Source organism: Bacteroides cellulolyticus (genome assembly GCF_025567135.1).
GTDB lineage: Bacteria > Bacteroidota > Bacteroidia > Bacteroidales > Bacteroidaceae > Phocaeicola > Phocaeicola cellulolyticus.
The window spans coordinates 80,827-106,534 of record NZ_JAOQJJ010000001.1; the positions used below are offsets into that span (position 1 = coordinate 80,827).

Annotated in this window: 23 protein-coding genes and 1 pseudogene; 14 read left to right on the forward strand and 10 right to left on the reverse strand. The window is 38.0% G+C overall.

Features of this window, described 5'->3' with window-relative positions:
* The first annotated feature begins 5 nt into the window (after positions 1-5).
* From OCV82_RS00345 to OCV82_RS00360, 4 genes are all read left to right on the forward strand, one after another.
* Positions 6-755, forward strand: a complete 750-nt coding sequence (locus OCV82_RS00345; RefSeq protein ID WP_154042561.1) for a tetratricopeptide repeat protein — start codon at positions 6-8, stop codon at positions 753-755.
* A gap of 19 nt (positions 756-774) precedes the next feature.
* The gene (locus tag OCV82_RS00350) at positions 775-1,485 is read left to right on the forward strand and encodes a phosphatase PAP2 family protein (protein WP_154042562.1); all 711 of its coding nucleotides are present in this window, start codon (positions 775-777) and stop codon (positions 1,483-1,485) included.
* A gap of 138 nt (positions 1,486-1,623) precedes the next feature.
* Positions 1,624-1,881, forward strand: a complete 258-nt coding sequence (locus OCV82_RS00355; RefSeq protein ID WP_154042563.1) for a DNA-binding protein — start codon at positions 1,624-1,626, stop codon at positions 1,879-1,881.
* 134 nt (positions 1,882-2,015) lie between these two features.
* A complete protein-coding gene (locus OCV82_RS00360) occupies positions 2,016-3,152 on the forward strand; it encodes a universal stress protein (protein ID WP_154042564.1) in 1,137 nt (378 codons plus the stop codon).
* A gap of 60 nt (positions 3,153-3,212) precedes the next feature.
* Here the strand turns inward: OCV82_RS00360 and OCV82_RS00365 are convergent, their stop codons facing one another.
* The 4 genes from OCV82_RS00365 to thiD form a co-directional block, all read right to left on the reverse strand.
* Positions 3,213-3,599 carry a hypothetical protein gene (locus OCV82_RS00365; protein ID WP_154042565.1) on the reverse strand — a complete coding sequence of 129 codons (387 nt, stop codon included), beginning with the start codon at positions 3,597-3,599 and terminating at the stop codon, positions 3,213-3,215.
* A 24-nt stretch (positions 3,600-3,623) separates the two neighbouring features.
* Positions 3,624-5,324, reverse strand: a complete 1,701-nt coding sequence (locus OCV82_RS00370; RefSeq protein ID WP_154042566.1) for an alpha-amylase family glycosyl hydrolase — start codon at positions 5,322-5,324, stop codon at positions 3,624-3,626.
* A gap of 72 nt (positions 5,325-5,396) precedes the next feature.
* On the reverse strand, positions 5,397-6,284 hold the full coding sequence (gene fabD, locus OCV82_RS00375) for an ACP S-malonyltransferase (RefSeq protein ID WP_154042567.1): 888 nt from the start codon (positions 6,282-6,284) through the stop codon (positions 5,397-5,399).
* Positions 6,285-6,343: 59 nt separating this feature from the next.
* The gene (gene thiD / locus OCV82_RS00380) at positions 6,344-7,177 is read right to left on the reverse strand and encodes a bifunctional hydroxymethylpyrimidine kinase/phosphomethylpyrimidine kinase (RefSeq protein ID WP_154043054.1); all 834 of its coding nucleotides are present in this window, start codon (positions 7,175-7,177) and stop codon (positions 6,344-6,346) included.
* Between the two features lie 177 nt (positions 7,178-7,354).
* Here thiD and OCV82_RS00385 point away from each other — a divergent pair, with 177 nt between their 5' ends.
* Entirely contained in the window at positions 7,355-8,422 is a 1,068-nt protein-coding gene (locus tag OCV82_RS00385) for a mannose-1-phosphate guanylyltransferase (RefSeq protein ID WP_154042568.1), read from the forward strand.
* Between the two features lie 96 nt (positions 8,423-8,518).
* On the opposite strand, the gene tpx is transcribed toward OCV82_RS00385, so the two are convergent.
* The gene (gene tpx / locus OCV82_RS00390) at positions 8,519-9,022 is read right to left on the reverse strand and encodes a thiol peroxidase (RefSeq protein ID WP_154042569.1); all 504 of its coding nucleotides are present in this window, start codon (positions 9,020-9,022) and stop codon (positions 8,519-8,521) included.
* Between the two features lie 188 nt (positions 9,023-9,210).
* On the opposite strand from tpx, the gene OCV82_RS00395 reads away from it, so the two are divergent.
* From OCV82_RS00395 to OCV82_RS00430, 8 genes are all read left to right on the forward strand, one after another.
* Positions 9,211-10,125 carry a DUF368 domain-containing protein gene (locus tag OCV82_RS00395; protein WP_154042570.1) on the forward strand — a complete coding sequence of 305 codons (915 nt, stop codon included), beginning with the start codon at positions 9,211-9,213 and terminating at the stop codon, positions 10,123-10,125.
* An 839-nt stretch (positions 10,126-10,964) separates the two neighbouring features.
* Entirely contained in the window at positions 10,965-12,635 is a 1,671-nt protein-coding gene (locus tag OCV82_RS00400) for a glycogen/starch synthase (RefSeq protein ID WP_154043055.1), read from the forward strand.
* 28 nt (positions 12,636-12,663) lie between these two features.
* Positions 12,664-15,231, forward strand: coding sequence for an alpha-glucan family phosphorylase (glgP, locus tag OCV82_RS00405; protein ID WP_154042571.1), 2,568 nt, complete (start codon positions 12,664-12,666; stop codon positions 15,229-15,231).
* A gap of 134 nt (positions 15,232-15,365) precedes the next feature.
* Entirely contained in the window at positions 15,366-16,043 is a 678-nt protein-coding gene (locus tag OCV82_RS00410; protein ID WP_154042572.1) for a response regulator transcription factor, read from the forward strand.
* Positions 16,040-17,305, forward strand: a complete 1,266-nt coding sequence (locus OCV82_RS00415) for a sensor histidine kinase (RefSeq protein WP_154042573.1) — start codon at positions 16,040-16,042, stop codon at positions 17,303-17,305. Before OCV82_RS00410 ends, OCV82_RS00415 begins: the two co-directional genes overlap by 4 nt.
* Positions 17,306-17,418: 113 nt before the next feature.
* Positions 17,419-17,856, forward strand: coding sequence for a PepSY-like domain-containing protein (locus tag OCV82_RS00420; protein ID WP_154042574.1), 438 nt, complete (start codon positions 17,419-17,421; stop codon positions 17,854-17,856).
* 153 nt (positions 17,857-18,009) lie between these two features.
* Positions 18,010-18,618 (forward strand): hypothetical protein, encoded by a 609-nt coding sequence (locus tag OCV82_RS00425; RefSeq protein ID WP_154042575.1) that lies wholly within the window; start codon positions 18,010-18,012, stop codon positions 18,616-18,618.
* Between the two features lie 104 nt (positions 18,619-18,722).
* A complete protein-coding gene (locus OCV82_RS00430; RefSeq protein WP_154042576.1) occupies positions 18,723-19,289 on the forward strand; it encodes a YdeI/OmpD-associated family protein in 567 nt (188 codons plus the stop codon).
* A gap of 334 nt (positions 19,290-19,623) precedes the next feature.
* Here OCV82_RS00430 and OCV82_RS00435 read toward each other — a convergent pair whose 3' ends face one another.
* The 5 genes and pseudogenes from OCV82_RS00435 to OCV82_RS00455 all read right to left on the reverse strand — a co-directional run bounded on the left by OCV82_RS00435 (position 19,624) and on the right by OCV82_RS00455 (position 24,678).
* Positions 19,624-20,898: a WG repeat-containing protein gene (locus OCV82_RS00435; protein WP_154042577.1), complete on the reverse strand. Its 1,275-nt coding sequence runs from the start codon at positions 20,896-20,898 to the stop codon at positions 19,624-19,626.
* A pseudogene (locus OCV82_RS00440) lies at positions 20,895-21,092 on the reverse strand (recombinase family protein); the annotation flags it as partial. The pseudogene OCV82_RS00440 and the gene OCV82_RS00435, both read right to left, overlap by 4 nt.
* Positions 21,093-21,657: 565 nt before the next feature.
* Entirely contained in the window at positions 21,658-23,211 is a 1,554-nt protein-coding gene (gene guaA, locus OCV82_RS00445; RefSeq protein WP_154042579.1) for a glutamine-hydrolyzing GMP synthase, read from the reverse strand.
* 112 nt (positions 23,212-23,323) lie between these two features.
* The gene (gene nudC / locus OCV82_RS00450) at positions 23,324-24,115 is read right to left on the reverse strand and encodes an NAD(+) diphosphatase (RefSeq protein ID WP_154042580.1); all 792 of its coding nucleotides are present in this window, start codon (positions 24,113-24,115) and stop codon (positions 23,324-23,326) included.
* 2 nt (positions 24,116-24,117) lie between these two features.
* Positions 24,118-24,678, reverse strand: coding sequence for a hypothetical protein (locus tag OCV82_RS00455; RefSeq protein WP_154042581.1), 561 nt, complete (start codon positions 24,676-24,678; stop codon positions 24,118-24,120).
* 159 nt (positions 24,679-24,837) lie between these two features.
* Here OCV82_RS00455 and OCV82_RS00460 point away from each other — a divergent pair, with 159 nt between their 5' ends.
* Positions 24,838-25,692 (forward strand): ADP-ribosylglycohydrolase family protein, encoded by an 855-nt coding sequence (locus OCV82_RS00460; RefSeq protein WP_154042582.1) that lies wholly within the window; start codon positions 24,838-24,840, stop codon positions 25,690-25,692.
* The last annotated feature ends 16 nt before the right edge of the window (positions 25,693-25,708 follow it).

Here is a 25,708-nt window from a genome sequence, read left to right on the forward strand (position 1 = left end):
ATTATATGAATAAAGTGTATGTTTTTATATTGCTTCTAATAGGTTTTGTCTTTTCTGCCAACGCTTCGGTTAAGGAAGAAGCCGACAAAGCTTATCAGGAAAATGATTTTAAGACTGCGATTGAAAAGTACGAAGCAATTCTGAATGCCGGACAGGAATCGGCAGATGTGTATTATAATTTGGGAAACAGTTATTATAAGAACAAGAATATAGCAAAGGCAGTACTGAATTATGAACGTGCTTTACTGTTGTCTCCGGGAGACAATGACGTGAGATATAACCTTGAAATGGCCAAGAGCAAGACTATAGATAAGGTTACTCCAAAGAGTGAAGTATTCATAGTCACTTGGATAAACTCTATAAGAAATATTATGAGTGAGTCTGCTTGGAGTGTGTTTGCCATTTCATGTTTCATATTGTTCTTGTTGGGAACTTCAACCTATATTTTCGGTAAAAAAGTTGTCTTGAAGAAAATAGGCTTCTCATTGGCTGTTATATTCCTGCTGTTTACGGTTGCAGGAAATATGTTTGCCGATGCACAGAAGGACAGATTAGTGAACAGAACAGGAGCTATTGTAATGCAACCTACCGTAACAGTGAAAAGTACTCCTAACGAGAGTGGTACCGATCTGTTTGTCCTGCATGAAGGAACAAAGGTTTATATCAACGACAATACCATGAAGGGATGGAAGGAAGTAAGCCTTGAAGACGGTAACAGAGGATGGGTACCTACAGAAAGCATTGAGGTAATATAATGTTATAATATTTTCTAATATGGACATACAGCAATTGATAGATTTGGATAAGTTGATATTGATGAAACTCAATGGCAGTGATTCGATATTCTGGGATGGATTTATGTATATAGTGACAAGTACTAAGACATGGATCCCTGCAGCTGTCGCATTGCTGTATGTCATATTCAAGAACAACAAGTTCAAACACGGAATGCTGATTCTTTTAATGATAGCTTTGGTTATAGCGCTGGCCGACCAGACTTCATCAGGAATCTGCAAACCTTTTTTCGAACGTTTCCGCCCGACAAAGGACCCTGAGTTTATGTATATGGTGGATACGGTGAATAATTACAGGGCAGGCGGACTGTTTGGATTTATATCAAGTCATGCCGCAAATACATTTGCTGTTGCTATGTTCGTGTCCTTGCTTGTAAAGAATATAAAACTTGCGTTTATGATGTTCTTATGGGCTCTGATACCTACTTACTCGCGTGTCTATTTGGGAGTTCATTATCCCGGAGATGTATTTTTCGGTATGTTGGACGGACTGTTGTGTGGAGTTATAATATATTTCCTATATGTATTTATATCAAACAAGTTTATTTTCAAGCCTAAATTGATTTCAGCGCAATATACGGTGAGCGGATACGATGTGAAAAGTGTCGATGTGGTAGTGTTGGTACTGCTCCTTACATATTTTTTCGCTGTGGTTTACGGCATGATTATATCCAAAACGCTCTATTTCTGATATAAATTTGGGAAAGGTGATAAAATATCATGTTATCAAATAAAAAATATACATTTTTCTTGCTTGTCAAGTAAAAAATATATATATTTATCATCGAGATGAAAACCATATTGTCTAATTCTTAAAATATAGATTACTATGACAAGAACTATTACTTTTAATGAACTAAGAAACATTAAAGATTCTTTACCTGAAGGAAGTATGCATCGCATTGCCGATGAATTAAATATATCTGTAGAGACTGTCAGAAACTTTTTCGGAGGACAGAACTTCAAAGACGGTAAATGTGTGGGTATCCATCTGGAACCCGGTCCGGATGGCGGTTTGGTTATGCTTGACGATACTACGGTTCTGGAAAAAGCACTGGCTATCCTTAAAGAAGAGGCTGAAGCATAAATAGAGATAGCTATAATAGTTGTTCGAGATATGTTGAAAATAACTATTATAGCTATTTTTGTTTTTTAGCAGACGTACAATATATATGGGATTATCCGGCTATTAATTTATTTTTAACCTAAATCAGTCTTATTATGGAAGAAGAAAAACTCGTAACGCTTGCTATCTTGACTTATTCTAAAGCTCAGATATTGAAGAATGTACTGGAGAACGAAGGCATAGAGGCATATATACATAATGTAAATCTTATACAGCCTGTCATTTCTTCAGGCGTAAGAATACGAATAAAAGAGAGTGATTTGCCACGTGCCTTGAGTATTATAGAGAGTTCCGCATGGCTGGCAGAAGATGTGGTGAAAGAACATGTAAAGGAAACCGATAAGGAACGTAAAAAACCGGTAATTCTTGTTCCGGTGGATTTCTCTGCCAATTCGCTTAAAGCTTGTAAGTTCGGTCTGAATTTTGCGGCACAGATAAAAGTTGAAGTAGTGCTGATGCACGTTTATTTCAGTCCGGTATATATGCCGAGCCTGCAGTATGCTACTGAAGGATACGGAATGCCATACGAGGCTGAATTGGGAATAAAGAGCATGCTGGACAACGTCCATAACCGTTTGAAGGAGTTGACCGATACTATAGACAAACTTATGGCGGACGGGGAGATACCGGAGGTGAAATACACATGTCTGTTGAGGGAAGGTATTCCGGAAGAAGAAATCCTGGCATACGCACGCGAGGAATCGCCATTGATGATTGTGATGGGAACACGTGGAGAAAATATGACAGAGTACGGACTGATGGGAAGTGTGACGGCAGAAGTTATAGAACGCAGTCCTGTATTTGTATATTCCATTCCTGAGGAAGCCAAACTTATTAATTTCAAGGAAATCAATAAAGTGGCGTTTATTACAAACTTCGATCAGCGTGACTTGATTGCATTCGATTCTTTGATTACCACCTTCAAGGATTATAATTTTGAGATTTATTTCATACATCTCAATTCCAATGAAGAAAGACGTACATGGAATGAGATTAAGCTTTCTGGAATAAAGGAGTATTTCCACAAGCAATATCCTGATTTGAAGATTAATTACAGTCTGGTTACTGAGGACAGTTTCTTCAATAATCTGGATGATTATGTACGGGAAGAGAATATTGATGTGTTATGCGTATCCAACTATAAGAGAAATGTCTTTGCACGTCTGTTCAACCCAAGTATTGCAAAGAAAATGATATTCCACTCACGTACACCGATTTTGATCATCAAATAAATATTTGTAGTATAGAAGAAAGCGGTAGTTCCATTCTGTGTTGTGAAACTACCGCTTATATTATGAAATCATTTTCATAAGCATTTCGCGTTGGATTGAATATGAATTACTGTTTTGTTGCAGATACTTCAGCAGGAATAATCCGTTCTGTTTCAGCCTTGATTTCAGCAACAGCTTGTCATTGGCTGTTTCTTCCGAGAACAGTAAAAGGCTGACAGCTATCAGCTCAATTTTATCCATTCCGTTTTCTGATGTTGAATATTGTGATATAATTTCATCAGTGCTTATGTCCATAAGCTCTTTCGGACTTACTCCTAGCATCTCATGTGTATTGTATTCATATTTTTCCAACTCTTTGTTGTCAAGTCTTTTCTTTTTTATGATGGCAGTGACAATCATAGAGATTATCTCCTGTATCATTCTTATTATATAATCCTGTTTTATCATTTTTATGTGATACGAAAAGCCTTGTCACTTCAGTTTTATTTTCAGAATCTTACCGCTGTTGGCTGGTAAATCTGTTCCCACAGGTTTGGAAGACATGAAGTTTATCTTTTCTTCCTTGCCGCTTATCAGATCCTTTACTTTTATGTTTCCCATCTCAGGCATTCCAAGATAGTTGAATGCATGTTCAGGTATGTTTATTGCCACTCTCATGTTCATATCTCCAAAGTTTACGGCAATAAGCAGTACCTCATCTTCGCATTGTCTGAGGAAAGCATATTGTTTATGCTCGTCCATTTGCCATCCGTTTACGTTGGCATACATCAAATCGAAGAATTTTCCACGGGCGATACACTTTTCCTGATTGCAGATGTTCAGAAGCGTTTTGTAGAAGTTTCTTATACCTTTCTCCTTGGAATTAAGCAGGTGGGTATTAAATCTTCCGTGGTTAGTCCAGCGCCTTATGCTGTCAACGCTCCAATAGTCGAATATTGTTGTTCTTCCGTCTCTGCCGCTAAATCCTTCCGTATCCATTCCGCTTTCGCCAAGCTCCTGTCCGAAGTATATCATGACAGGGTTTGTATTCATGCATGCAGATACTATCATTCCCGGGAATGCTTTGTGCGGGTTTCCTGCAAAATAATCGGATGCAATACGCTGTTCATCGTGGTTTTCCAGGAAATTAAGCATGTGACTTTGAATGTCGTTCACACTTTGCCAGCAACCTGTTATGTTTGTTGCGGATGAGTTGCTGCATATTATGGATCTTAGTGTGTCGTACAGGCCTACCTTGTCGTATAAATAATCAAAGTGTCCGTTGTGTATATAATTTCTGTATTCCTGCGGATTGTAAACTTCGGCTATGAATATTATGTCAGGGAATTGTTCTTTGACTTGAGGAATGGCCCATCCCCAGAATTCGCAAGGGACCATTTCTGCCATGTCGCATCTGAAACCATCGATGTTCTTACCTGCCCAGAACAAAAGAATATCTTTCATTTTGTTCCATGTGTCAGGAATAGGTGAAAAATGGCAACCTGTGTTGTTGTAATAATCAACTCCGTAGTTAAGCTTTACAGTTTCATACCAGTCGTTTCTGTTAGGCCATGCATCAAACTTATTGTTTCCTGTCGCCTTTGCAGGCATTTCTGTATATCTGCCGGCTTCATGATCATAAAGGTCTATATCGCCTTTCAGTTCTTCTCCCGGAATGTAATAGAAATTGTTATTGGGATTGAATGACACAGATGTATCATCGTCCTCGCCAAGGTCTTTTACTCCAGCCGGTTTTGCCAATGATTTATACTGACGTGCCACGTGGTTAGGTACAAAATCAATAATCATTTTCATTCTGGCATTATGTGTACGTTCTACAAGAGCTTCAAACTCTTCCATCCTTTTATCCACATCCACAGCCAGGTCCGGATCAATGTCGTAATAATCCTTTATTGCATATGGCGAGCCGGCTTTTCCTTTTACTACTGCAGGGTGATCCTTGCGTATTCCGTACTTTGTATAGTCAGTTTGTGTGGCATGAGCTATGATGCCTGTGTACCAGATGTGAGTGACCCCAAGTCCTTTTATTTCAGAAAGGGCTTGTTCGGTAAAATAATCCAACTTTCCGCATCCGTTTTCTTCTATGCTTCCGTTGGTCTTGCTTGTTAGGGCCTGGTTGCCGAATAAGCGTGTAAAGACTTGATAAATGATGATTTTTTCTTCTGGATTCATAGAGTTATAGTTTAAATTAAAAAAAGAAGACACGTATCGTTTTCTACGATACGTGTCCGGTTTGTCGTGATATTATTCAATGCCGTGGGCATTAGCTTCTTTGTTGATCTTCTTGATCAATCCCTGAAGCACAGCACCCGGTCCGCATTCGATAAATTCGTCTGCTCCGTCGGCAATCATGTTCTGTACTGTTTGAGTCCATCTTACAGATGCAGTCAGCTGAGCCACAAGATTTGCTTTAATCTTTGCAGGGTCTGTATATGGTTTTGCGTCAACATTCTGGTAAACAGGACATTTTGGAGTGTGGAACTCTGTTGCATTGATTGCAGCTTCAAGTTCAACTTTTGCAGGATCCATGAGAGGAGAATGGAAGGCTCCACCTACTTTCAGTGGAAGTGCGCGTTTAGCTCCAGCTTCTTTCATAAGTTCACATGCCTTGTTGATACCTTCGATAGAACCGGAGATTACTATCTGTCCAGGGCAGTTATAGTTTGCAGCTACGCATACTTCACCTTCAGCAGCCACTTTTGCACATATTTCTTCTACTTTCTCGTCAGGCAAAGCAATGATTGCTGCCATAGTGGAAGGTTGTGCTTCGCATGCTTTCTGCATTGCCATAGCACGTGCATATACAAGTTTCAAACCGTCTTCGAACGAGAGAGCTCCTGCCGCTACGAGTGCAGAGAATTCTCCCAATGAGTGTCCTGCTGTCATTTCCGGCTTGAAATTTTCTCCCATGCATAATGCAGAGATTACTGAATGAAGGAATACGGCAGGCTGTGTAACTTTTGTCTGACGCAAGTCTTCATCTGTTCCGTTGAACATGATATCTGTGATACGATAACCTAAAATATCGTTTGCTTTTTCGAATAGTTCTTTGGCTAAAGCCGAATTTTCGTACAGGTCCTTGCCCATACCAACAAACTGGGCACCCTGTCCTGGAAATACAAATGCTTTCATGATTTTTCTATTTAATAATTAATAATCTTGTCGCAAAGTTAATGATTGTTTTTATATAACTACTCATTTTCAACGAAAATGTGCATAGGAACCGGCTTATGAAGGTGGTTTAATGGGCCGTGCCCTTTACCTATTTGTATGTCTTTTCCGTTCAATATGCCTTGATATACATATTCTTTGGCTTTTTCTACAGCTTCCTGCAATGTGTTTCCCAATGCCAGGTTTGTAGCTATGGCAGAAGATAGTGTGCATCCGGTGCCATGTGTGTTGTGGCTGTCAATCTTTTTGGAAGTGAACATGTATGGGGTATTGTCGTCTTTTATGCATAAAACGTCGCACATGTCGTTTCCGTTCAGATGTCCTCCTTTTATTAATACTGAGTGGCATCCGTAATTGATAATCTTCTTACCGGCTTCCACCATATCATCGGTATTCTCTATTTTATTTCCTGTCAGTACAATAGCCTCACTCAGGTTTGGAGTAATGATTGTTGACAACGGTATGAGTTCGTTTTTTATAGCCTCTATGGCCTCGTCTTCAATAAGCTTGCAGCCACTTGTTGACACCATTACCGGATCGAATACCACGAATTTTGGTTTGTGTTCTTTTATTGATAATGCTATGGCCTTAACAATTTCCACATCATTAATCATTCCAATTTTTATGGCTTCGGGCTTGATGTCGGTCATTACGGCGTCTATCTGTGATTTTACAAAATCGGCCGGTATAGGGTGTATTCCTGTCACTCCACATGTGTTTTGCACTGTTACGGCGGTAATGGCACTTGCGGCATAACACCCCAATGCTGATATTGTTTTTATGTCGGCTTGTATGCCGGCACCGCCACTGCAGTCGGAACCGGCAATCGTGAGTACTGTATGATATTTTTTCATTGTCATAATTTAGTTGTTACAGGAGACAAAGTTAAGAATTATTTCATTCAGTCAAAGAAACAGGTTTTCATTAATAAATATTTATCTGATAAAAAATCAGTAATGATTTTCCAATATGAGTGTTGTATTTTAATAAAAAACAGCTATTTTTGCGGTAATTATAAAAATATGTATTTTATGGATTTGAATGGAAACAATCATATTGTCATAATGGCAGGTGGAATAGGAAGCCGTTTTTGGCCTATGAGTAATAAGGAATTGCCTAAACAGTTCATTGATGTATTGGGTTGTGGACGTACTTTGATACAGCTCACAATGGACAGGTTTAAGGGAATATGTCCGCCCGAAAACGTCTGGGTGGTTACGTCTGCCAATTATGAATCTATCGTAAAGGAGCAATTGCCTGAAATTCCTTCATCACAGATTCTTCTTGAGCCTTGCCGTCGTAATACAGCTCCTTGTATTGCATATGTAAGCTGGAAAATAAAGTCAAAAAATCCGAAGGCGAATATTGTAGTTACACCTAGTGACCATATAGTAATGGATGTAAACGAATTCAGAAGGGTGATAACTTCTGCAATGAAATTTACATTATCATCAGATGCTATAGTTACTCTTGGTATGAAAGCTACACGTCCGGAAACCGGATATGGCTATATCGAGGCCGATCTGACTATGGCTTGCCCGTCTAATAAGGAAATATACAGAGTAGATGCATTCAAGGAAAAACCGGACCTGGAGACAGCCAACAGATATATACAGAAGAAGAATTTCTTCTGGAATGCCGGTATCTTTGTCTGGAATGTAAACACTATAGTAAACGCCATGCGTGTTTATCAGCCTGCACTGGGTAAAATATTCGAAAAGATGCTTCCTTATTATTTTACTGATAAAGAACAGGAAATGATTAATGAACTTTTCCCTATGTGTGAGAACATATCCATCGACTATGCTGTAATGGAAAAGGCTGACGAAATATATGTTTTCCCGGCATCGTTCGGATGGAGCGATCTTGGAACATGGGGCTCGCTGCATGAGAATTCAGCAAAGGATGCTTACGGCAACGTTTGTATAGGCGAAAACATAAAGATGTATGAATCACGTAATTGTGTAGTACATGCCACACAGGAGAAGAAAGTCGTGATACAGGGACTTGACGGATATATCGTGGCAGAGAAAAATGATACACTTCTTGTTTGCCGACTAAGCGAAGAGCAACGAATAAAAGAATTTTCGGAAGATTGACCAGAGCAATAATATAAAATTTGACCGGACTTGATGAAATAATCAAAAAGCCCGGTCTTTTTTGTGGTTATGAGTGATTGGTTATTGTGTTGTTTCTTATTTTATTGCTGCCAAAGCTGCTTCGTAGTTTGGCTCCTGTGTTATTTCAGGTACAAGTTCTGTGTAAACAATTTTGCCTTCAGGGTTAATTACCACTACAGAACGTGTCAGCAGGCCTTTCAGCGGACCGTCTGCAATCAGCACTCCGTATTCAGTGTCAAAATCAGAAGGATTTCTGAAGTCGGAAAGTGGAATAACATTTGCTATACCTTCTGTAGTGCAGAAACGTCCTTGTGCGAAAGGCAAATCTTTTGATATTGCCAGTACTACGGTGTTGTCCATGTTGGCTGCCATTTGGTTGAATTTTCTTACAGAAGTGGCGCAGACACCAGTGTCAAGGCTTGGGAAAATATTTAGAATTACAAACTTACCCTTTGTTTCTGATAGTTTGAATTGGCTTAAATCACCTTTTACCATTGTGAAATCCGGTGCTGTGATGCCGGTCTTTATAAATTCTCCCGCTAAATTAACGGTTGTTCCTTTGAATGCTGTTTTTGACATAATCTTGTTTTTTATATGTTATAACTAAATAACGGTTGCAGGATGGAAATTGTTCATCAAAATGAAAAAAACTTTTTATTTTATATTATTTCGTCTGTGATTGTGGTTATCTAATCATATTTGTCTTTTTTTATTATTCCTATTTTTTATAACTTTGCGCCGGAAATAAAATCATTAATAATTTATTTATGGAACGCAAATTAAAGGATTACGCAACACTTGTCTTGAAGGGGATGGGAATGGGTGCTGCCGATGTCGTGCCTGGAGTGTCAGGTGGTACTATAGCATTTATAGTTGGATTTTATGACGAGCTGATAAATTCTATCAAGAGTATTAACGTAAAAAATCTGAAACTTCTTTTCACGGGAAAGATTTCTGAATTCTGGAAAGGAATAAACGGAAATTTCCTTATTTCTATAATATTGGGTGTCGGAATAAGTATTTTCTCATTGGCAAAGCTTATCACATGGCTGCTCACTGATCATCCTATATTGGTATGGTCGTTTTTCTTTGGTCTGGTACTTGCTTCCACATGGTTTGTTTCAAAGGACATAAAGGAATGGAACTGGAAAACCATTCTTTCTTTTGTGATAGGTGCTGGTATAGCTTACTACATCACTGTTGCAACTCCTGCCGAGACACCAACCAATTATCTTTTCATATTCCTTTGTGGGGCAATTGCCATATGTGCCATGATTTTGCCGGGAATATCCGGAAGCTTTATCCTGGTTCTCCTTGGTAAGTATTTCTACATAATGGAGGCAGTGAAGACATTGGATATCGTTATATTGGCAATTTTCGGTATAGGCGCATTCATCGGTATAACATCTTTCTCCAGAGTTTTATCGTATGCATTGAAAAACTTCAGAAATGTAACCCTTTCAGTTCTTACAGGCTTTATGCTCGGTTCGCTTAATAAAGTATGGCCATGGAAAAGGGTAGTGGAGTTTTATACTGACAGTCATGGAGTGGCTAAACCATTGATAGAGGAGAATATAGCTCCTAATCAGTTCGTAGTAGAGGCTGTGGTTCTTATGATTGTAGGATTCTTCTTGGTGTATTTCCTTGAGAAACTGTCTTCAAAGAAACAGGTTGAGGCATAATGGGAATTTGTTGGAACGCTAGTTCCTGATGAAATTTTTCAGGCATGGTAAATTAATACATACCATGCCTGATTTTTTTATAATTATACAATTTATCATTTTGACAAAATGATAAATTTGTTTTTTGAGAATTGAAATTTAACGTACCAAGGTAAGAGGCAGCTTGAAAAATCGTACTGTAATGCCTTTGATGTGAGTTGAAAAGTCAGCTTTAATGGCGATTATCTTGCGATTTGTACTGCTTTGTTATTTGTACTTATATGATCTGTTCTTTTATAATCGCTAATACATGTCTTTATGATAATCTGAAAATGATGCTGGCTTTTCTTGAAATAGAATTGAATTTATCAAATTTCCGCCGACTGTATATAGCTCTTGGGAAAAATAATAAAACGTTTCGGCGTTTCAGATAATATTTCAAGGCGTTTATATTGAAATGTCCTCATGTTTTTCTGTAGCTTATGACAATATCTAATGTTAAAATGTTGCGGTTGTTTAACTGAGCGTTTGTTTTAACTGTGTATTTTGATAAGTATTAATATGGATAATTTAACATTACACCTCTATTTTAGGCTATTCTTAGGGCGCTTGTGTCGCTTTTTCTGTTAAATCTATGACATTATGAGTTGATGTAGCATGAAATATGATGATATGTGATATTCGTATTAAAGAAAAGGAGTTTATTTTTGATTATGAGTATAATATAAATATGTATTACATATGTAACTTATTATGTTTTATTCAGTATTCAGACAGCTTTCTTTGCAAAAAATGTTTGGATTTTTTGATTTTCTGTTTGTTTTCTCTATCTTTGCATCAAATTAAGTTAAACTTATATGATGATGAAACAGCTTTTAACTCCTGATTGTATTTTTGAGTCTAGTTGGGAAGTGTGTAATAAAGTTGGAGGCATTTACACCGTCTTATCTACAAGAGCCAAGACATTACAGGAAGCATTTGGGGATAAGATTTTTTTCATAGGACCGGATGTATGGTTGGGAAAAGAAAATCCTTTGTTTGTTGAGGATGAAAAACTACTCAAAGACTGGCGTGAACATGCTTTGAGCTTTGATAAATTAAGTTTGAGAATTGGACGATGGAATATTCCTGGAAATCCTATCGCTATTCTAGTCGATTTTGCTCCTTTCTTTGAGCAAAAGAATGAAATCTATACCCAGGCATGGTTTGATTATCAGGTTGACTCCCTGCATGCTTATGGCGATTATGACGAGGCTTCAATGTTTTCGTATGCCGCAGGTAAGGTGGTCGAAAGTTATTACAGATTCTTTCTTGATGATAGCAAGAAAGTGGTATATCAGGCCCATGAATGGATGACAGGTTTGGGAGCATTGTACGTTCAGAAGCATGTTCCGGAAATAGCCACAATTTTTACCACTCATGCCACTTCCATAGGACGTTCTATAGCCGGAAACAATAAACCTTTGTATGACTATCTGTTTGCTTATAATGGTGATCAAATGGCCAGAGAACTTAATATAGAGTCGAAACACTCTATTGAAAAGCAGACTGCACATCATGTGGATTGCTTCACTACTGTAAGCGAAATAACTAATAATGAATGTAAAGAACTGCTTGAAAAACCTGCTGACGTTGTTCTTATGAATGGTTTTGAGGATGATTTTGTGCCTCAGGGACGCTCTTTCACCGCTAAACGAAAAAAAGCAAGACAGGTAATGCTGAACCTTGCAAACAAACTGCTTGGTACTTCACTGGGTGATGATACTCTTATAATAGGTACCAGCGGAAGATATGAATTCAAGAATAAAGGAATCAATGTTTTCCTTGAAACTCTAAATCGTCTGACAAGAGACAAGAATCTTAAAAAGGAAGTCCTGGCCTTTATAAATGTTCCTGGATGGGTTGGCGATGCCAGACAGGATCTTATCGACAGATTAAAAAGCAAGGAAAATTTCAATACTCCGCTTGAAGTTCCATTCGTTACACATTGGTTGCATAATATGAGTCACGACCAGGTGTTGGATATGCTCAAATACCTTAATATGTCGAATTCGGCAGATTCTAAGGTTAAGGTTATTTTCGTACCATGTTATCTTGACGGAAAAGACGGCATACTGAACATGACGTATTATGATCTGATTTTGGGTAATGACCTTAGCGTATATCCTTCATATTACGAACCATGGGGCTATACTCCTCTGGAGAGTGTGGCATTCAAAGTACCTACCATTACTTCCGACCTTGCTGGTTTCGGATTGTGGGTTAATTCGGTAGTGGGGCACAATGGAGAATTAGCCGACGGAGTGAAGGTGATACACCGTACTGATTATAATTATTCTGAAGTGGCCGATGCCATAAAAGATACTATTAGCGAATTCTCGTCTTTGGATCAGAAACAGATAGACAAGATACGCAAGAATGCTGCCGCTATAGCTGAAAAAGCGTTATGGAAGCATTTTATTAAATATTATTATGAAGCATATGATGTAGCTTTGCGAAATGCTTCTGCCAGATTAGAGAGAAATAAATAGAATTAATAATATTAAGTATTTGAGAGATATGAAAATTAAAACAAATTATGCTAATGCTCCTGTATGGAAAGAGGTTACAGTAAAATCTCGTATTCCTGATTCTTTGAAAATGTTACAGGAAATGGCCCGCAACATTTGGTGGTCATGGAATTATGAAGCAACAGATATGTTTAAGTCTCTTGATCCTGAATTATGGAGTGTAGTAGGACAGAACCCTGTTGCCTTTTTGGAACGTTTAAGTTATGAAAAACTCGAAGCTATTTCTACAGACAAGAAGGCTTTGGATAATATAAATAAAGTATATAAGAAATTTACCGACTATATGAGTGTTGCTCCTAACAAGGAACGTCCTTCAGTGGCTTACTTCTGTATGGAGTACGGTATGACACATGTATTGAAAATATATTCTGGCGGTCTTGGTATCTTGGCCGGTGACTATCTGAAAGAAGCATCTGACAGCAATGTTGATATGTGTGCCGTAGGTTTCTTGTACCGTTATGGTTATTTTACGCAGAGCTTGTCAATGGATGGACAGCAGATAGCAAATTATGAAGCACAGAACTTCGGTAGCCTTCCTTTGGATCGTGTAATCGGTGAAGATGGCAAGCCATTGGTTGTTGATGTTCCTTATCTTGACTATTATGTACACGCGTATGTGTGGAGAGTGAATGTCGGCCGTGTGCCATTGTATTTGCTTGATACGGACAATGAAATGAACAGCGAGTTTGACCGTCCTATTACTCATCAGCTTTATGGTGGTGACTGGGAAAACCGTTTGAAACAGGAAATACTTCTTGGTATAGGTGGTGTATTGCTATTGAAGAAACTTGGCATAAAGAAAGATATTTACCATTGCAACGAAGGGCATGCCGCTTTGTGCAACGTACAGCGTCTGTGCGATTTCGTAGAAAGTGGTATGACATTCGAACAGGCACTTGAAGTGGTACGTGCTTCTTCATTATATACAGTACATACTCCGGTTCCTGCAGGCCATGACTATTTCGATGAAGGTTTGTTCGGCAAGTATATGGGAGGATATCCTCAGCGCATGGGTATTACATGGCAGGATTTAATGGACCTCGGTCGTATCAATCCGGGTGACAATAACGAACGCTTCTGCATGTCCACATTTGCATGTAACACATGTCAGGAAGTAAACGGCGTCAGCTGGTTGCACGGAAAAGTATCCCAAGAAATGTTCTCCGGTATATGGAAAGGATATTTCCCCGAAGAAAATCATGTGGGATATGTCACAAACGGTGTACACTTCCCGACATGGTGCGCTTCTGAATGGCAGAAACTTTACAATAAATATTTCGATGCAAACTTCTTGAATGACCAGTCTAATCCTAAGATTTGGGAAACGATATACAATGTTCCTGATGAGGAAATCTGGAATACTCGTGTGGCATTGAAGAATAAACTTATAGATTATATACGTAATCAGTTCCGCGATACATGGTTGAAGAACCAGCGTGATCCTTCACGTGTAGTTTCATTGATGGATAAAATTAATCCTAATGCGTTGTTGATTGGTTTTGCCCGTCGTTTCGCCACTTACAAACGTGCCCACTTGTTGTTTACAGACCTTGACCGTCTGGCTAAGATTGTAAACAATCCTAACTATCCGGTACAGTTCTTGTTCGCAGGAAAAGCCCATCCGCATGATGGTGCAGGTCAGGGATTGATTAAGAAAATCGTGGAAATCTCTAACCGTCCTGAGTTCCTTGGAAAGATTATCTTCCTCGAAAACTATGATATGAAACTTGCGCGCCGTCTTGTTTCAGGTGTCGATATTTGGATGAATACTCCTACGCGTCCTCTTGAAGCATCCGGTACGTCTGGTGAAAAAGCTTTGATGAATGGTGTCGTAAACTTCTCTGTACTCGATGGATGGTGGCTTGAGGGTTACCGTGAAGGTGCAGGATGGGCGTTGACGGAAAAACGTACTTATCAGAATCAGGAACATCAGGATCAGTTGGATGCTGCCACTATATACAGTATTCTTGAAACTGAAATCCTTCCATTGTACTATGCTCGCAACAAGAAAGGATACTCTGAAGGATGGGTTAGGACAATCAAGAACTCTATTGCACAGGTTGCTCCTCACTATACAATGAAACGTCAGCTTGATGATTATTATTCTAAGTTCTATACTAAAGAAGCTAACCGTTACAAGATGCTTGCTGCAAACGATTATGCCAAGGCTAAGGAAATCGCTGCATGGAAAGAAGATGTTGTATCTAAGTGGGATTCAATTCAGGTTGTTTCCTTGAACAAGGAAGAAGAACTTCGCGAAGGCAATGTAGAGAGCGGTAAGGACTATACTATCACTTGCGTTGTTGACGAAAAGGGATTGAAGGATGCGGTAGGTATCGAACTCGTAGTAACTTACAAGAATGCAGAAGGCAAGGAATACATCTATTCTGTAACTCCTATGGAAGTTGTGAAAGTAGAAGGTGACTTGTACACATTCAAGCTTACTCACAGTCTGTCAAACGCAGGAAGCTTCAAGGTTTCATACCGTATGTATCCAAAGAATCCTGATCTGGCACATCGTCAGGATTTGTGCTACGTACGTTGGTTCAATGAATAATTAATACATTATATTAATTAATATCGCCAATCATGTCGGTCTGGAGGTCTTTTATAAGATTTTCAGACCGATTTTTTTATATTTTGTGTTTTTACCCTTATTTTTGTAGAAATACGATATTAATCAGACTGTATATGAAGATACTTGTAGTAGAAGACGATAAAGACTTGATGGAAATAATAACCAAGTCGCTTGAAAAGGAGAGATATGTGGTGTCGCAAGCTCCCGATTACCGGACGGCATTAATGAAGGCGGGTGATTATGATTACGACTGTATCCTGCTTGACATAATGCTTCCTGATGGAAACGGTCTTGATCTTCTGACTGAACTTCAGGAAATGGGTAAGAAAGCCAATGTGATAATACTTTCGGCCAAGGACTCTATAGAGGATAAGGTGAAGGGGCTTGACTTGGGTGCCGACGATTATCTTCCCAAGCCTTTTCATCTGGCAGAGCTTCATGCACGCATCAAGAGTCTGCTAAGGAGAAACATGAGAGAAGGGGAAAAGAAAATTGTCTTCGGCAATATTGAAATCCAGCCTGAAAAGTTTGAAGTCCAGGTAGGAGGTAAGCCTATAGAACTTAATCGCAAGGAATACGACATCCTGGTATATTTCATGCTCCGGCCTAACAGACTGGTGAATAAAAGCACTTTGGCTGAATCCGTTTGGGGAGATCATATTGACCAGGTGGATAATTTCGACTTTATTTATGCTCAGATAAAGAATCTTAGGAAAAGGCTTAAGAATGCCGGTTCCACTCCCGAGCTGAAAGCTGTTTATGGTATAGGATATAAATTCGTATTGGAATGAAACTGTTTCACAATGTGATGCTGCATATTTCAATAGCATCGGCGATTATAATGGCAGCGTGGGCTGTTTTCTTCTACTGGGCCATAGTAGATGAAGTGAATGATGAGGTGGACGATTCGTTAGACGATTATACGGAGAACCTTATCATTAGGGTACTTAATGGCGAGAAAATGCCTTCACTGAATAATGGCTCAAACAATCAGTATTATATGTACGACATCAGCGAGGAGTATGCTAATACTTATCCATGGATTACGTACAGAGACGAAATGGTGTATATTGACGAAAAGCTGGAGTATGAGCCTGCGAGGATATTGGTAACGATATTCAAGACTGATGATGGTTATAAGGAACTAGTAGTATATACGCCTACGATAGACAAGCTAGACCTTCAGAAGGCTATCTTGGGGTGGATAATTGCACTTTATATAGGTATATTTCTGACGCTTCTGCTTCTGAATGTATGGATATTCAGGCGTAATATGAAACCTCTGTATGTACTATTGTCATGGTTCAACAAATATAAGATAGGTAATGACTGTGCTCCGCTGAGGAATAAGTCCGATATTACCGAATTCAAGAAGCTGTATCGTGCGGTGACAATGTCTGTAGAGAGAAACGAGAAACTCTATGAACAGCAAAAAGTTTTTATCGGGAATGCGTCACACGAGATGCAGACACCATTGGCGATATGCCTGAACAGGCTGGAAATGCTTATGGAGGATGATAATCTGACGGAAAAGCAGATGGAAGAGATTGCGAAGACTCACCAGACTTTGGAAAATATTACGCGTATGAACAAATCATTGTTGCTGCTGTGCAAGATAGAGAACGGACAGTATGCAGATGTAAAGGAAATATGCGTCAATTCCCTTCTGGAGCAGTATATTGAAACTTTCGGTGAGATTTACGGGTATAAGAACATAAATGTCGTATATTCTCCCGAATCAACTTTCATGTTAGAGATGAATGAATCTTTGTCTGTAATGATGGTAACGAATCTTCTGAAAAATGCGTTTGTGCATAATGTAGATGGAGGAGATATTGTGGTGAAAGTATCGGGAAGAGGATTTAGTGTGGCCAGCAGTGGTGATATGGCATTGGATTCATCGCAGATATTTACACGTTTCTATCAGGGAAGCAAGAAGGAAGGTTCCACCGGACTTGGCCTGGCATTGGTAAATACTATATGCAAGGCAGCCGGACTCAAAATATCGTACGATTTCAATGAGAAAATGCACATTTTCAGCATTTCAAAATAAAAAAATACACTAAAAGTCGAAAAAAGCTGATTTTTCCAGAATCTTTTCAGTATTGTGTATAATCTTTGCAATATAAAATTAACCACAGTACTAACAATTAAAATTTTAAGGTTATGAAAAAGGTAATATTTTTATTCGTTTGTTTGTTCACAATGTCAATGGTTGTTGTAGCCGATACAGATAAACCTATCCAGATAGGTCAGCTTCCGTTAAAGGCCCAGACTTTTATCTCTAATTATTTCAAAGATTCAAAAGTTGCCATGGCAAAGCAGGAAACAGATTTGTTCTATAAGAGTTTCGATGTGATTTTCACTTCGGGCGACAAATTGGAATTTGATAAGTCTGGCGATTGGACTGAAGTGAAATGTATCAAGAACGGTGTCCCATCACAGATAGTTCCAAAGGAAATCATTGATTACGTCAATACAAACTATCCAAATGAGAAGATCCTTCAGATTGAAAGAAACTCAAGAGAATATGAAATCAAGCTTTCCAACAGATGGGAAATCAAATTCGACAAGCAGTTCAGAGTAATTGATATTGATGATTGATAATATATCAATAAAAACAATAAAAGCAGGGTAATATTCCTGCTTTTATTGTTTTTATAATAAACATTGAAGAAATTTCAGTATTTTTGAGATTATAATAAATACATTTTGAGAAACAGGGACATCAACATTATTTCCATGAATTGTTTGGATATGAAGGACAAAATATTTCACTTTTTAGAAAATAACCTTATTGGCAAAGAACTGGTTACCGATGCGGTTGTATACACACTTGCAAATGGGAAACTGGAAGGAATATACAACGACCAAATGATATTTTCCAATTTGGTAAGAACTGCAAACGGCTTTAAGTTTAATATGACAACCATAACCCATGAACTGATTTATAATTTAGATAAAAAAGGTGTGAGAACCACTATAGCCAAAGACTACACAGGTACAAGTGTTTTTTGCTATGAACTGGCTGTGCGGAAAAGTACAAATCAATTGACAGGTTACATGCATTGTGTTTCTACGACAGTTCAAAACCAAACGATGGAAGCAGTTGTATGTGGTATATTTGATGTCATCTTTAATGGTAAGGAACTCAGTTGGCGAGAAAATCAATTACTGTATAGGGATAATCCTATAGAAGAAGACAAATACAAGCCTGTAGCTTTCGATTCTAAAGTTCGTATTTATCTTAATGAAGGGAAAGTCGTATATGAGTATCTTCCTACACTTTGGGATGTCAATCCGAGAACATTGGAAAAAAGATTATCCAAAGATGATTATCCTCCATATATATCAAAAGAGGTATAAATACAACATAAAAATATTATTCTAAGTAGGTAATTAGGTAACAATCTGCGAATCCATTTTACTGGGAGGCCAACATTGCAAAATGCAAATTGAAATAACAAATAATGGAAATTCATAATTTACTGGATGTCAAATCAAGAACCGAGCTGCGTGAATGGCTAATACAGAACCACAAAACGGAGAAAGAATGCTGGGTAGTCGTGAAACGTGGAAGACCTACAGATGACAATACTTTTTGGTATATCGATGCTGTAGAAGAAGCCCTATGCTTCGGTTGGATAGACAGTACTACAAAGAAAATAGCAGATGATGTAACAGCCCAGAAGCTTTGTCCACGAAAGCCACGAAGCAATTGGTCCGAACTCAACAAAGAGAGATGCCGCAGAATGGAACGGTTAGGACTGATGACCGATGCCGGAAGAGCCGTTTTACCGGATATGTCGCCTAATGGCTTTACCATAGATAAGGATATATTACAGAGGCTGCTATCCGACCCTGTAGTGTGGAACAACTTCTGCCAATTCCCTGATTTATATAAGCGTATCAGGATTGATACTATCCAAATCAAGAGGAATCAGCCCGAACTTTTTGAAAGTCGCCTGAACAAATTCATAGAAAATACCCGAAAAGGACTTCTTTATGGAGAATGGAATGACAATGGAAGATTATAGACGTATTCACTTATAGCTTTTCATTTTAACTTGTATTATTAATGATAGGAAACATATGATATATAAGTGGTGTCAAAAACTGGTGTCAATTTGAATACATTAACACAAATGTAAAAATCTATACCTGATGGCTTGTAGCGTGCTTTTCAATTGTAAATCAACAAAATAGCCCCAACTTTTTTCAAGTTGAGGTTACTCCAAATGCCTTTAGAAAGGCTATAAATAGGGTTTAAATTATTCCCTTCGATTATTTTATTCTTCTTATAGTTAAACATACTACGTTTATTATAAGAGTTTTAACTATATTGCAAAATGCTTATTGGATGAAAAGGTATTAGAGCCCGAATTTCTCATAATCTATATCTCCACCAGGATATTTTCCATGCATCCCATCAGTCATAGCATCCCAACTGTCTTCTTCTGTCCAATATATATCATCTTCTTCATCTTCACTTTTATCAATTATAATTTCTATTTCTTCTAATTTATTACCTAATTTGTCGACTTTTATATATTTATTATTTTGTATAATGTATGCAAAACCATTCTTGAAACATGTTTGGAAATTTCCATTAAATGTAAATTGTTTTTCTCCGTTGAAATTTATAAATCCTTTTTCTGAGTTAAGTTTATATCCTATAAGTCCATCACCTATATATTGTGGAAATAATTGTATTTTTATTGGTAATATTGTAGGTATTAGGATTATTTTTTCACTCATATGATACAATCCAACATGTTCATCTTTTATTATATAGAAATATTCTTTATTAAGCTGAATGATATTTGTATATTCAAAAGGTATTATTGTATTTAGGTAATTATTTCTTAATACTACTCCAACTTTATTGCTTTCATTTTTTGCAATGATAAAATCTCCCTTAAATTCTAATTTTTGATATATAGGCGGTATTATATTTATGCCATTAAAATCTATTGCTGTATATTTGCCCTTATATTTAAGAATAAAAACTTTTTCATAAATATTGTATTCTTCAAATTTATATTCTTTGGTCAATCTTAGCCATAATTTTTTCTTTGGCAGATAAAGAATAATTATTGATTCATTTTCAATTTGTGTATAAATATGAGATTCATTTAAATTTAATCTTATATCATCGTAAACAGCTTCAAGGAAAGTATTTCCATTAGAACTGACAACACCCAATTTCCCATTTTTTGATAATCCAATTGCTAAATTATTTTTGAAATGTGTTATAGCTATATATTCTTCAAATTCTATTATTGTTTGTTTGTTTAATCCGTTTTCTTTGGTGTTTATAATATTTATAGGAACTCCACTATGATTAATTAGAAAATTAAAATATTTTCTATCATCATTGTAAGCTTTTAAAGGGTTTCTTAATGAGACACTGTAAGCCTTATCACTATATGTTGACATGTATGTAAATTGACATTTTATTACCTCCTCAAAATTATTATTTATACATCCATACATATTTTGTCCATTAATACAGCTAATAAATCGTCTAAGACCATAACATTCTTCTTCTATAAATTTAACGTCATATAAGCAATGATTATCTATATCAATTAAATAGTATTTATTATCTATTATATAGATTTTTCTGGTATGTTCTATATTCATAATGCTAAATTTTCTTTATTCTTTTGTACGGTACTAATATCTATATTACATAATGATGCCGTATTACGGATTGAATATTCTTTTTTGAGTAATGTTATAATTTCTTTGTATTCCTCTTTTTTCTGTTCTTTTGTCTTAATACTTTCAACTTTTCTTACCAGTTTATCACCTTTGGCAATGTATTGTGTTCTACCAATAAATTGTTTTTTCTGCATGAATAGGTTATTTTATTATCTATAAGTATTTTCACAACTTCCAGCATTTCTATCTAAACGGCTAAGTTTTTCCAATTTCACGTCTATTTTTTAATTCAGTATTCTTTATTAATAAGTTCACCCGTGTATATGTATGCACGTTCATTATTAATTGTGCAAGATAACTAAATCTGTGATTTTCCACTTTTTATTGGCTTCAAATTGAAGTTAATTCTTAGTTTTGTGTTACTATCTATAGTTAACATGCTTATAGTGTTTTATTGTTATAATGCAAACGTAAATAAAAGAAAATTAAAAAACAAAATCCTGAGATAAAATTTTTTCTTCCACTAAATTACAGGATTATTTCCATCAGGAAAAATATCAATATTAAAGACTGGTGTCAAAAACTGGTGTCAATTTAAATACATTAACATAAGTATAAAAATATGTGTCAGGTGGTTCGTGGCATGCTTTTCAACTGTATATCAACAAAATAGCCCCAACTTTTTTCAAGTTGAGGCTACTCCAAATGCCTTTAGAAAGGCTATAAATAGGGTTTAAATTACTCCCATTCGATTGTTGCAGGTGGTTTTGAAGAGATATCGTAGCAAACGCGGTTTACGCCTTTTACTTTGTTGATGATATCATTTGAAACCTTTGCCATGAACTCGTATGGAAGATGAGCCCAGTCGGCAGTCATCGCATCCGTACTTGTTACGGCACGCAATGCAACGGCACGTTCGTAAGTACGTTCGTCACCCATTACACCTACGCTCTGTACAGGCAACAGGATAACACCTGCCTGCCATACCTGATGGTACAATGATGTTTCGTTTCCTTCTGCATCCTTAGTCTTCCAGTCACGCAATCCCTGAATGAAGATGTCGTCTGCATCCTGAAGGATACGTACTTTCTCGCGAGTGATGTCGCCAAGGATACGTACAGCCAAACCTGGACCAGGGAAAGGATGACGAGTAATAAGATGTTCAGGCATTCCAAGTTCTCTACCAACACGGCGAACTTCGTCCTTGAACAACAGACGCAATGGCTCGCAAAGTTTCAAGTTCATCTTTTCAGGCAGACCACCTACGTTGTGGTGACTCTTGATTACTGTACCTGTGATAGAAAGAGACTCGATGCAGTCAGGATAGATAGTACCCTGAGCCAACCATTTAACGTCCTGTATCTTGTGAGCTTCTTCGTCGAATACGTCGATGAAGCCTTTACCTATAATCTTACGTTTGCGTTCTGGTTCTGTAACACCTGCCAGTTCGCTGAAGAATTTTTCGCTTGCATCAACGCCGATAACGTTAAGACCGAGGCATTCATAGTCGTGAAGTACGTTCTTGAATTCGTTCTTACGCAACATACCGTGGTCAACGAAGATACATGTCAAGTTCTTGCCGATAGCCTTGTTAAGAAGAACAGCTGCTACTGATGAGTCAACACCACCGCTCAAACCAAGTACCACCTTGTCATCGCCAAGCTGTGCCTTGAGTTCGGCTACTGTAGTTTCGATGAATGAAGCTGCGCTCCAGTCCTGCTTACCGCCGCAGATGTCAACTACGAAGTTTTTCAAGAGCAGAGTACCGTCTTCCGAGTGGAATACTTCAGGATGGAACTGTACTCCCCAAAGCTTTTCGTTCTTTGCCTGATAAGCTGCTACTGCTACCTTGTCGGTAGAAGCTATGATTTCGAAGTTTTCAGGTATTGCTGTGATTGTGTCGCCATGACTCATCCATACTTGTGAATTCTCGCGGATTCCTTTGAGAAGAGGATTCTGATGGTCGAACTTAGCCAGGTGTGCACGTCCGTATTCGCGTGTGTTGGCTGGTTCTACCTTACCTCCATTGGTGTATGCCATGAACTGTGCGCCATAGCATATACCCAAGATAGGATATTTGCCACGGATGTCAGTAAGGTCAACCTTAAAGGCCTTTTCATCATAAACAGAGAATGGACTACCTGAAAGGATTACACCAATAACAGACGGGTCATTGTGTGGGAACTTGTTGTAGGGAACAATCTCGCAATACATGTTCAGTTCGCGGACACGGCGACCGATGAGCTGTGTAGTCTGTGAACCGAAGTCGAGAATAATAATCTTTTCCTGCATATAAGTTTATTGGTTAAAATAATAACTTTGCAAAGTTAATAAAAAGTAGGGATATTGTTTTTATAAAAGCACAATAAAATGTTTTTATAGACTGATAATACCCAATTGTTCATCAAACTTTTCCTTCCAGCCACGCGTCTATCATCTGTCTGGCTATACTGAGTTTCTTCGGAATTTCCGGCATATTGTCGCGCGAATAGAATTCTCCGGCGCTGAGCTCCTCGTCCTGAAGCTTTATTGTACCGCTTTCATAGTCGGCAATGAACCCAATCATTATACCGCTCGGATAGGGCCATGGCTGGCTCCCGAAGTATCTCAGATTTTTAATTTTCAGTTCTGTTTCCTCCATTACTTCACGTCGGATACACTCTTCCAGTGTCTCACCTGCCTCAAGAAATCCTGCTACCAGACCTTTGTATTGTCCTCTGAAATTCTTTGCATGTACCAGAAGCACTTTGTCTTCTTTTTTTATGAGAACTATCACTGCTGGTGATATGCGCGGATAGAATTCCTGACGGCATTCAGGGCAACGCTTGGCGATAGGAGAGACCTGTACTGTGGGAACTCCACACATGGGGCAGTAACGGCTGTTCTTGTCCCAATTCAGTATCTGTGATGCTTTGCCTGCTCTGTAATATTCTTCGAATGGAAGTACGTCGTAAGATGCTCTCAAATCTTTCATCATCATTTCGCTGTCTTCGTTGCCCGGAACTGGCGAATATATGGCATATGCTTTTGCTGTGTGTCCATAGATTTCTCCTATGGTATGTACTGTACTGCCTACCGGTACAGCTACGGGTGCTTCCTGTCCGTATGGTATATGGTATTTCCCTTCGGAATCTTTTACTATCAATAATTGTCCTGAGTTGAATACAAACCAACCGAAAATTTCTTTTTCTTCCATGTTCAGCAATCTCCCAAATTAACTTTTTCAAACTTGTAACCCATTCTTTTGAGCTGTATTGCTGCTCCAGTCCTGTACATAACCCTTACGGCACGTGCGAAAACATGAAAAGCCGTAGGACTCTGTGGCTCTATCTGTTCGCGTCTTATAATGTCAATTGCTTTTTGTGCACATCTTCTTATTATTTCCTCAATGTTTTTGGCATCTTCGCTTTCCAGAGGAATACCTATAATGTCTCTTATAAGGTGTTCGTCCATATCGTCAAATCCTTGTTCGCCGTAATAATCCTTGTATTTGGCTTTTGAGATAGTATTCCAATCTATATCCCATCCGAAAGCTACTGCCATTCCCAGATATGCAGCCCAAGCTACCGAAACTGTAGGATAGTCTTGGATTTGTTCTACTGCATCTGCTATATACTCTGAGGCCAATACCTGCCAATAATCGTCTATGTCGTCTGTGGCAAGCAGCGTTCCGTCAAGAAATTTATAGTTGGTACAAAGCCTCAAGATTTCCTGCTGTAGCTTGTCTTCAAAATTGTCTAGATATTCTTTTAATTCCATGATTTATAATTTTTGTACGATATTCGTAAAAACGGACAAATATATGCAATTAAACAGTCAAATGCTTTATTAAAACTACTTTTTTATGTAAAACGTATTTATAAAATTTGTTTTGCACGAAATAAAATGACAACTTTAGGTAATAAAAATCAATATGTAATGTTAGGAGCAGTGATAGGAGATATTGCAGGTTCTGTATATGAATTTGACAATACAAAAGATTATGATTTCGAAATGTTTCCTCCTGGAAGTAATTTTACGGATGATACGGTGATGACCATGGCAGTTGCGGAATGGGCTATGCAGAATGATGTAAATGCTGACAAGGAAATTCAAACCGGGCTGTTGGAGAAAATAATAGTTGACGTGGCAAAAGACGTTCCATGTCCTATGGGGGGATATGGAGCTGGATTTCATACATGGCTTTTTCATCCGGAAAGGTTGATAGATTATCGTACCGGTAAGCGTGCATCCGGACGTTGTCCGTACAATTCATGGGGAAACGGTTCTGCCATGCGAACTTCAGCAATAGGCTGGCTGTATGATGATATGGATACTACATTGAAAGTGGCTGAAACAGGTGCTGCCATAACCCATAATCATCCTGAAGGAATAAAAGGAGCGCAAGTTGTGTCGGCCGCTATTTTTATGGCTAGGAACGGAGCTTCAAAAGATGATATAAAAGAAATTATCAGTGCGAAATTTAATTACAATCTTGATTTGTCATGGGATAGTTTACATCAAAATTACGGTTGGGATTCAAGTTGTCAGGGTACAGTGCCTCAGGCTATCGTCTCCTTTCTTGCAAGTGATGATTTTGAGAGTGCCATACGCAGGGCAATATCAATAGGAGGTGACAGTGACACTTTGGCCTGTATCACCGGCAGTATTGCCGAGGCTTATTATAAGGATATCCCGGAGTATATGGTTTCTAAGGCAAAGAGTTTACTTCCTGTAAGATTTACGAAGGTGTTGGAAATGATGGGAGAGAGGGGATATTATTCCGTTTGGTAGTCATAAAATCCCTGTT

Excerpts from the sequence above, each read along its gene's own strand:
- OCV82_RS00420 (WP_154042574.1), top strand. The coding sequence starts at position 17,419 with ATGAAAAAGGTAATATTTTTATTCGTTTGTTTGTTCACAATGTCAATG.
- OCV82_RS00365 (WP_154042565.1), bottom strand. The coding sequence starts at position 3,599 with ATGATAAAACAGGATTATATAATAAGAATGATACAGGAGATAATCTCT.
- guaA (WP_154042579.1), bottom strand. The coding sequence starts at position 23,211 with ATGCAGGAAAAGATTATTATTCTCGACTTCGGTTCACAGACTACACAG.
- OCV82_RS00415 (WP_154042573.1), top strand. The coding sequence starts at position 16,040 with ATGAAACTGTTTCACAATGTGATGCTGCATATTTCAATAGCATCGGCG.
- OCV82_RS00435 (WP_154042577.1), bottom strand. The coding sequence starts at position 20,898 with ATGAATATAGAACATACCAGAAAAATCTATATAATAGATAATAAATAC.
- glgP (WP_154042571.1), top strand. The coding sequence starts at position 12,664 with ATGAAAATTAAAACAAATTATGCTAATGCTCCTGTATGGAAAGAGGTT.
- thiD (WP_154043054.1), bottom strand. The coding sequence starts at position 7,177 with ATGAAAAAATATCATACAGTACTCACGATTGCCGGTTCCGACTGCAGT.
- OCV82_RS00425 (WP_154042575.1), top strand. The coding sequence starts at position 18,010 with ATGAAGGACAAAATATTTCACTTTTTAGAAAATAACCTTATTGGCAAA.
- OCV82_RS00350 (WP_154042562.1), top strand. The coding sequence starts at position 775 with ATGGACATACAGCAATTGATAGATTTGGATAAGTTGATATTGATGAAA.
- OCV82_RS00430 (WP_154042576.1), top strand. The coding sequence starts at position 18,723 with ATGGAAATTCATAATTTACTGGATGTCAAATCAAGAACCGAGCTGCGT.
- fabD (WP_154042567.1), bottom strand. The coding sequence starts at position 6,284 with ATGAAAGCATTTGTATTTCCAGGACAGGGTGCCCAGTTTGTTGGTATG.
- OCV82_RS00345 (WP_154042561.1), top strand. The coding sequence starts at position 6 with ATGAATAAAGTGTATGTTTTTATATTGCTTCTAATAGGTTTTGTCTTT.
- OCV82_RS00410 (WP_154042572.1), top strand. The coding sequence starts at position 15,366 with ATGAAGATACTTGTAGTAGAAGACGATAAAGACTTGATGGAAATAATA.
- OCV82_RS00460 (WP_154042582.1), top strand. The coding sequence starts at position 24,838 with ATGTTAGGAGCAGTGATAGGAGATATTGCAGGTTCTGTATATGAATTT.
- OCV82_RS00455 (WP_154042581.1), bottom strand. The coding sequence starts at position 24,678 with ATGGAATTAAAAGAATATCTAGACAATTTTGAAGACAAGCTACAGCAG.
- OCV82_RS00385 (WP_154042568.1), top strand. The coding sequence starts at position 7,355 with ATGGATTTGAATGGAAACAATCATATTGTCATAATGGCAGGTGGAATA.
- nudC (WP_154042580.1), bottom strand. The coding sequence starts at position 24,115 with ATGGAAGAAAAAGAAATTTTCGGTTGGTTTGTATTCAACTCAGGACAA.
- OCV82_RS00400 (WP_154043055.1), top strand. The coding sequence starts at position 10,965 with ATGATGAAACAGCTTTTAACTCCTGATTGTATTTTTGAGTCTAGTTGG.
- OCV82_RS00395 (WP_154042570.1), top strand. The coding sequence starts at position 9,211 with ATGGAACGCAAATTAAAGGATTACGCAACACTTGTCTTGAAGGGGATG.
- OCV82_RS00370 (WP_154042566.1), bottom strand. The coding sequence starts at position 5,324 with ATGAATCCAGAAGAAAAAATCATCATTTATCAAGTCTTTACACGCTTA.
- OCV82_RS00360 (WP_154042564.1), top strand. The coding sequence starts at position 2,016 with ATGGAAGAAGAAAAACTCGTAACGCTTGCTATCTTGACTTATTCTAAA.
- OCV82_RS00355 (WP_154042563.1), top strand. The coding sequence starts at position 1,624 with ATGACAAGAACTATTACTTTTAATGAACTAAGAAACATTAAAGATTCT.
- tpx (WP_154042569.1), bottom strand. The coding sequence starts at position 9,022 with ATGTCAAAAACAGCATTCAAAGGAACAACCGTTAATTTAGCGGGAGAA.